This is a genomic window from Ideonella sp., assembly GCF_041918995.1.
In the GTDB taxonomy this organism is placed as follows: Bacteria; Pseudomonadota; Gammaproteobacteria; order Burkholderiales; family Burkholderiaceae_C; genus Ideonella.
In genome coordinates, this window is the sequence record NZ_JAYRUN010000004.1 from 254,500 (window position 1) to 261,728 (window position 7,229).

5 protein-coding genes are annotated in these 7,229 nt (G+C 73.5%); all 5 read left to right on the top strand.

Annotation, left to right across the window (positions count from 1 at the left end; translation table 11 throughout):
- Window positions 1-31 precede the first annotated feature (31 nt).
- The 5 genes from ACE3UN_RS05430 to ACE3UN_RS05450 all read left to right on the top strand — a co-directional run bounded on the left by ACE3UN_RS05430 (window position 32) and on the right by ACE3UN_RS05450 (window position 7,094).
- The gene (locus ACE3UN_RS05430) at window positions 32-1,363 is read left to right on the top strand and encodes a hemolysin family protein (RefSeq protein WP_374673896.1); all 1,332 of its coding nucleotides are present in this window, start codon (window positions 32-34) and stop codon (window positions 1,361-1,363) included.
- Complete coding sequence (locus tag ACE3UN_RS05435) at window positions 1,360-2,259, top strand: amidohydrolase family protein (RefSeq protein WP_374673897.1); 900 nt, start codon at window positions 1,360-1,362, stop codon at window positions 2,257-2,259. Before ACE3UN_RS05430 ends, ACE3UN_RS05435 begins: the two co-directional genes overlap by 4 nt.
- A gap of 39 nt (window positions 2,260-2,298) precedes the next feature.
- On the top strand, window positions 2,299-4,401 hold the full coding sequence (gene ligA, locus ACE3UN_RS05440; protein WP_374673898.1) for an NAD-dependent DNA ligase LigA: 2,103 nt from the start codon (window positions 2,299-2,301) through the stop codon (window positions 4,399-4,401).
- 17 nt (window positions 4,402-4,418) lie between these two features.
- On the top strand, window positions 4,419-4,970 hold the full coding sequence (gene def, locus ACE3UN_RS05445) for a peptide deformylase (protein WP_374673899.1): 552 nt from the start codon (window positions 4,419-4,421) through the stop codon (window positions 4,968-4,970).
- A gap of 87 nt (window positions 4,971-5,057) precedes the next feature.
- Complete coding sequence (locus tag ACE3UN_RS05450) at window positions 5,058-7,094, top strand: DUF6600 domain-containing protein (protein WP_374673900.1); 2,037 nt, start codon at window positions 5,058-5,060, stop codon at window positions 7,092-7,094.
- Window positions 7,095-7,229: the final 135 nt, after the last annotated feature.

Below are 7,229 nucleotides of genomic sequence, written 5' to 3' on the forward strand. Positions count from 1 at the left end.
CCGGCCACGCGGCTGGCCGTATGCTCGCGCCATGGCCACCGACCTGCTGTCCGAGCTGCTGCCTGACCTGCTGGCGATCTTCCTGCTGATCGCCGGGGCCGCCTTCTTCTCCGTCGCCGAGATCTCCGTGGCGGCGTCGCGGCGCCTGCGCCTGCGTCGCCTGGCAGACGACGGCGACCTGCGCGCCGAGCGGGTGCTCGCGGTGCAGGAGCAGCCGGGGCATTACTTCACGGTGGTGCAGATCGGCCTGAACATGGTCGCCATCCTCGGCGGCATCGTGGGCGAGGGCGCGCTCACCCCGCATTACGCCGCCCTGCTGTCGCTGGCATTGCCTTCCCCGCAGGCGCAGACGCTGGGCTTCGCGCTGTCGTTCCTCACCATCACGGCGCTGTTCATCGTGCTGGCCGACCTGGTGCCGCGCCGGCTGGGCATGAACGACCCGGAGCGCCTGGCCATGCGCACCGTCGGGCCCATGAGCGTGCTGGCCACCCTGCTGATGCCGCTGGTGTGGGCCTTCAACGGCGTGTCCAACGCGCTGTCGCGCCTGCTCGGCCTGCCCCAGCAGCGCGACGACCGGGTGACGCACCACGACATCCTGGCGCTCACTGCGGCCGGGGCCCAGGCCGGGGCCGTGGCCAGCGAGGAGCAGCAGGTGATCGAGAACGTGTTCGAGCTGGACACGCGCACGGTCGAGACGGCCATGACCACACGCGAGCGGGTCGTCTACCTCTCGATGGACGACGACGAGGCCCTGATCCGCACCCGCGTGGCGGAGGAGCCGCACTCCACCTACCTGGTCTGCGCCGAGGGCGTCGACGAGGTGCTGGGTTACGTGGACGCGACGGACCTGTTCCAGCGCGTGCTGCTGGGCCAGCCGCTGGCGCTGCGGGCCTGTGCGGAATCCGGCCTGGTGAAGAAGGTGCTGATCGTCCCCGACCGGCTCACGCTGGCGGAGATGCTCTCGCAGTTCCGCTCGGCGCACGAGGACTTCGCCGTCATCGTCAACGAGTACAGCCTGGTGGTGGGCGTGATCACGCTCAATGACGTGATGAGCACCGTGATGGCGGCCATGGTGGGCCAGCCCGACGAGGAGCAGATCGTGCGGCGCGACGACGGCAGCTTCCTGGCCGATGGCAGCACGCCCGTGCCTGACCTGCAGCGCGCGCTCGGCATCGACGACTGGCCGCAGCCCGGCCAGTACGACACCCTGGCCGGTTTCCTGATGGTGATGCTGCGCCGCATTCCCCGGCGCACCGACCAGGTGGTGTGGGAGGGCTGGCGTTTCGAGGTCGTGGACGTGGACCGCCACCGCGTGGACCAGGTGATGGTCACGCGCGTGCCGGCTGCCTCGGAGGCGGCATGAGGCGCCGCGCGGCGTGGTCCGCGCTGGCGCTGCTCGGCGCATCGCTCGGGGCCTCGTTTGCCCGGGCCCGGGCCGCGGCGCCGCAGCCCGCGCCCTACGCGGGCCCGCTGTTCGACGCGCACCTGCACTACAACGTCGAGGCGGCTGCCGGGCCCCACCCCGTGGCCGACGTGGTGCGCCGCATGCAGGCCGCCGGCGTGCGCGTCATCGTGGCGAACAGCCGGCCCAACGACGGCACCCGGGTACTGGCCGCGTCGCCCGCCGTGCGCGCGGCGGGCATCACGGTGGTGCCTTTCGTGCGGCTGTACCGCGACCGCGCCGACTACACCGGCTGGTTCCAGGACGCGTCCATCGAACGCATGGTGGAGGCCGAGCTGCGGGCCGGCACGGCGGCGGGGCCTTACCGCGGGCTGGGCGAGTTCCACCTGTACGACAGCACGAACGCCGACGGACCGGTGGCGCGGCGCCTGATGCAGCTGGCGCAGGCGCGCCGCCTGGCGGTGCTGGCGCACGTGGACGACGTGGCGATCGAGAAGCTCTTCGCCCACGCCCCCGGGGCGCGCCTGATCTGGGCGCACAGCGGCATCGGCGGCGTGCCGGTGGACCGCGTGCGGGCGCTGCTGGCCGCGCATCCCACGCTGATGGGCGAGCTGTCCTACCGGCCCGGCCTCACCCAGGCCGACGGCCAGCTCAGCCCCGACTGGCGTGCGCTCATCGAGGCCTTCCCGGACCGCTTCGTGATCGGCTCGGACACGTGGGTGAATGCACGCTGGGAGTCCTACGAGGCGCTGATGACGGATGCCCGGCGCTGGCTGGGCGGCCTGGAGCCTGCACTGGCGCGCCGGGTGGCGTGGGCCAACGGCGCCACCCTGTTCGGCGTGCCCGATCCGCGCTGAAGGGCGCGCGGCCGACGGGCCCTGCGTACACTCCGGCGCATGTCCCGAGACGACCCTGCCGCGCGCGCCGCGGACCGCGCGGCCGAGCTGCGCGCGCTGCTGCATCACCATGCCCACGCCTACTACGTGCTGGACGCCCCGGAGCTGCCCGACGCGGAGTACGACCGTCTGTTCCAGGAGCTGCAGGCGCTGGAATCGGCGCACCCGCAACTGCTGACCGCGGATTCCCCCACGCAACGTGTGCTGGGCAAGGTGCTGGCCGGCTTCACCCCGGTGCGCCATGCCGTGCCCATGCTCAGCATCCGCACCGAGACCGACACGACGGCCGGCGGCGCCCAGGCCTTCGATGCGCGCGTCCGGCGGGAGCTGGGCCTGGCCGAGGCGGACCCGCCGGTCGAGTACGCCGTGGAGCTCAAGTTCGACGGACTGGCCATCAACCTGCGCTATGAGCACGGCGTGCTCGTGCAGGCGGCCACCCGCGGCGACGGCGAGACAGGCGAGGACGTCACCCAGAACATCCGCACGGTGCGCCAGATTCCGCTGCGGCTGGCCGGCTGCGACGTACCCGTGCTGGAGGTGCGGGGCGAGGTCTACATGCGGCGCGACGACTTCGAGGCGCTCAATGAGCGACAGCGCCAGCTCATCGCCGCGGGCGCCCGCCAGGAGAAGACCTTCGTCAACCCGCGCAATGCCGCTGCGGGCGCAGTGCGGCAGCTCGACCCGGCCATCGCCGCCCGCCGCCCGCTGAGCTTCTTCGCCTATGGCCTGGGCGACGTGCAGGGCTGGGCGGTGCCGCCCACCCACAGCGGCGTGCTCGACGCGCTGGCGGGCTTCGGTGTGCCGGTGAACGGCGACCGGGCGGTCGTGCACGGCGCTGCCGGCCTGGCGGACTACCACCAGCGCATCGCCGCGCGCCGGGATGCGCTGCCCTTCGACATCGACGGCGTGGTCTACAAGGTGAACGACCGTGCGGTCCAGGAGCGCCTGGGCTTCGTCACCCGCGAGCCGCGTTGGGCGGTGGCGCACAAGTACCCGGCCCAGGAGCAGATGACGCGGCTGCTGGGCATCGACATCCAGGTGGGCCGCACCGGCAAGCTGACGCCGGTGGCCAAGCTGGAGCCGGTGTTCGTGGGCGGCACCACCGTCAGCAACGCCACGCTGCACAACGAGGACGAGGCGCGTCGCAAGGACGTGCGCATCGGCGACACGGTGATCGTGCGGCGGGCTGGCGACGTGATCCCGGAGGTCGTCGGCGTGGTGGCGGACCGTCGGCCGCCCGATGCGGGCGAGCCGTTCGACCTCTACCAGCGCCTGGGCGGGAAGTGCCCCGTGTGCGCCAGCCCCATCGAGCGGCTGGAGGGCGAGGCGGACTGGCGCTGCACCGGCGGCATCACCTGCCCGGCGCAGCGCAAGCAGGCGCTGCTGCACTTCGCCAGCCGCCGCGCCATGGACATCGAGGGCCTGGGCGACAAGCTGGTGGACCAGCTCGTGGACGCCGGCATCGTGAAGACCGTGCCCGACCTGTACCGCCTGGGCTTCACGTCGCTGGCGGCGCTGGAGCGCATGGGCGAAAAGAGCGCCACCAACCTGCTGGCGGGCATCGACAAGAGCAAGTCCACCACGCTGGCGCGCTTTCTCTACAGCCTGGGCATCCGCCAGGTGGGCGAGACCACGGCCAAGGACCTGGCGCGCCACTTCGGGAGCATCGAGCGCCTGATGGACGCGCGGCTCGAGGAACTGCTCGAGGTGCCGGACGTGGGGCCCATCGTGGCCCAGAGCATCCGCCACTTCTTCGACCAGCCGCACCACCGGGAGCTGGTGGCGCAGCTGCAGGCCGCCGGCATCCACTGGCCCGAGGTGGCCGGCCAGGCCAGCGACGCACCGCGGCCGCTGCTGGGCAGGACGCTGGTGCTCACCGGTACGCTGCCCGCCTGGAGCCGCGACGAGGCCAAGGAGCGCATCGAGGCCGCCGGCGGCAAGGTGAGCGGCTCGGTGTCGAAGAAGACGCACTTCGTGGTGGCCGGCGAGGAGGCGGGCAGCAAGCTCGACAAGGCGAGGGAGCTGGGAGTGCCCGTGATCGACGAAGCCGGCCTGCGCGCGCTCCTCGGCGAGTCGGCCACGGATAATCCGCCGCTTTCCTGAGCACGAGGGCCCTCCCGATGGCGGTGCGAGAGATCCTGAAGATGGGCGATCCGCGGCTGTTGCGCGTGGCGGCCCCGGTGACCGAATTCGACACGCCGGCGCTTCATGCGCTGGTGCAGGACATGCTGGACACCATGCGCGCCGCCCACGGCGCCGGCCTGGCCGCCCCGCAGATCGGCGTGGACCTGCAGCTGGTGGTCTTCGGCTTCGAGCGCAGCGAGCGGTACCCCGACGCGCCACCGGTGCCGATGACCGTGCTGCTCAACCCGGTGATCACGCCGCTGGCGGAGCCGGGCGGGGCGCCCGGGGAAGAGGACGGATGGGAGGGCTGCCTGTCCGTGCCCGGCCTGCGTGGCGTCGTGCCCCGCTGGCGGCGCATCCGCTACCAGGGCCGGGACCTGGCCGGCGCCCCGATCGACCGCGAGGCCGAGGGCTTCCACGCGCGCGTGGTGCAGCACGAGTGCGACCACCTGATCGGGCGGCTCTATCCCACCCGCATGCGCGACTTGACGCGACTCGGGTTCACCAGCGTGCTGTTTCCGGGGCTGGACCCGGCCTCGGACGACTGATTCCCCACCCGTTACAGGCCTGAAACATTCGCCCGTCAGCCGCGCGGCGCGCTGATGCGTTGTCGGGGCGGAACCCTGGAGAACACCATGCACCATTGGACACATCGCCTGGACCGCGCCCTGCGCCGGATGGCCGCTGGCCTGCTCGCCGGCGGGCTGGCGCTCACGGGCGTGGCGCAGGCGTCGGACGACCCGCCGGGCCGCGTCGGCCGCCTGGCCGAAGGCCGCGGCCAGATCTGGCTGCTGGAGGAAGGGCAGGGCGAGTGGCAGACCGCCACGCTGAACCGGCCGGTCACCACCGCCGACCGCCTGGCCACCGACCGTGACGCCCGGGCGGAGTTGCAGATCGGCTCCACCACCATCCGTCTCGACCAGGCGTCGGACCTCGAGATCGCCCGCCTGGACGACGACCGCATCGAGCTCATGCTGCACAGCGGCGCGGCGGCGGTTCGGGTGCGCGAGCACGAGGTCGCCCGCGAGATCCTGATCACCACGCCCGAAGGGCGCTTCTCGCCGCGCGGCGCCGGCCTGTTCCGGCTCGACCGCACCGACCGCGGCACGCTGGCTGGCGTGTCCCAGGGCGAACTCGAGTTCGAGTCCAGCGACAGCCAGCTGACGCTGCGCCCGGGCCAGCGCGCCGACCTGTGGTTCGACGACCGCGACCGCCGCACGCACTACAGCTGGTCGCAGCCGGTCAACGACGACTTCGAGCAGTGGGTGCGCCGCGAGGACGCCCAGGAACTGCGCTGGGCGGCCAACCGTCCCGTGTCGCCCGAGATGACGGGCGCCCATGACCTGGACCGCCACGGCCAGTGGGACACCCACCCCGAGTACGGCACCGTCTGGTACCCCACCACGGTGAGCGCCGGCTGGGCCCCGTACCGCCACGGCCACTGGGCCTGGGTGCGCCCCTGGGGCTGGACCTGGGTGGACGACGCGCCGTGGGGCTTCGCGCCCTTCCACTACGGCCGCTGGGTGCACTGGCACAACCGCTGGGTCTGGGCCCCGGGCACCTACGTGCGCCGGCCCGTGTACGCCCCGGCCATGGTGGCCTGGGTGGGAGGCAGCCACTTCAGCATGTCCGTCCGCATCGGCCAGCCCGTGGGCTGGGTGCCGCTGGCGCCGCGCGAGGCCTATTACCCCGCGTACCGGGTGTCGCCCGTCTACATCAAGCAGGTCAACGTCACGCACATCCACATCCATGACCGCGACCCGCGTCCGCCGCGGCAGCCGATCATGTACCGCAACAGCCAGGTGCGTGGTGGCGTGACGGTGGTCTCGTCCGACGTGCTCACCAAGCGCCAGGCCGTGTACAAGGCGGCCCGGCCGTCCGACGACGACGTCGTCCGCGTGATGCGCAACCCGCGTGCCGTGGACCGCATCGAGCCGCCCAAGCCGGCCGACGCTTCCCTGGCACCGCGCCAGCCGGTGGCCCGCGAACGGCGTGGCGAGCTGCCGCCGCCGCCCAGCCGGGGGGGCCGCGTCCAGACCGGTGACGGCCCGAACGTGCGCAACGGCCTGGTGCCGTCGCCGCAGCCGGGCCGCGAGCCGGCCGCACGCGACAACCGCGACGGCGACCGGCGCGACAGCGACCGGCGCGAGGACGGCCCCACCGTGCGCCACGGCGTGGTGCCGGCGCCTGCCACGCGCGACCGGGACCGCGACGGCCGCGACGACGCCGAGAAGGGCCCCACGATGCGGGCCGAGCAGCCGGCCCGTCCGCCGGTGTCGCGCCCGCCGGTGAGCCCGGCGCCGCGTGAGGGCACCGCCCCGCCGCCGCGGCGCGACGGTGACGCCGAGCGGCCGCCGCGTGAGCCGCGTGTCGATCCGCGGGAACAGCCGCGCATGCAGCCGCAACCGGTGCCGGCGCCGGTGGTGCCGCGCGGGCAGGCGCGTGAGGAGCGCCCCCGGGAAGAACGGCCGCGCGAAGAGCGTCCGCGCGAGGAGCGTCCGCAGCGGGTGAGCCAGGAAAGGCCGCAGGCGCGCGAATTCGAGCGGGCGCCCGAGCGCGTGCAGGAGCGCGCCGAGCGGCAGGAACGGCGCGAACGTCGCGACAACGGCCGGGAGAACGGGCGCGAGAACGGCCGCGAACGCGAATCGCGCGGCGATCGGCCCAACGCCTGACCGCCACAAGCCCGGGCTCGGCGCCCGGCTGCGCGGCCACGGCCCACGTTCCGGCGTCGGGGGGCCCCCCAAAGGGGCCCCCCCCCCCGGGGGGGTCCGTGGGGGGGCCCGGGCCCCACCCCCCCCCCCCCCCCC

Excerpts from the sequence above, each read along its gene's own strand:
- ACE3UN_RS05430 (WP_374673896.1), top strand. The coding sequence starts at position 32 with ATGGCCACCGACCTGCTGTCCGAGCTGCTGCCTGACCTGCTGGCGATC.
- ACE3UN_RS05435 (WP_374673897.1), top strand. The coding sequence starts at position 1,360 with ATGAGGCGCCGCGCGGCGTGGTCCGCGCTGGCGCTGCTCGGCGCATCG.
- ligA (WP_374673898.1), top strand. The coding sequence starts at position 2,299 with ATGTCCCGAGACGACCCTGCCGCGCGCGCCGCGGACCGCGCGGCCGAG.
- def (WP_374673899.1), top strand. The coding sequence starts at position 4,419 with ATGGCGGTGCGAGAGATCCTGAAGATGGGCGATCCGCGGCTGTTGCGC.
- ACE3UN_RS05450 (WP_374673900.1), top strand. The coding sequence starts at position 5,058 with ATGCACCATTGGACACATCGCCTGGACCGCGCCCTGCGCCGGATGGCC.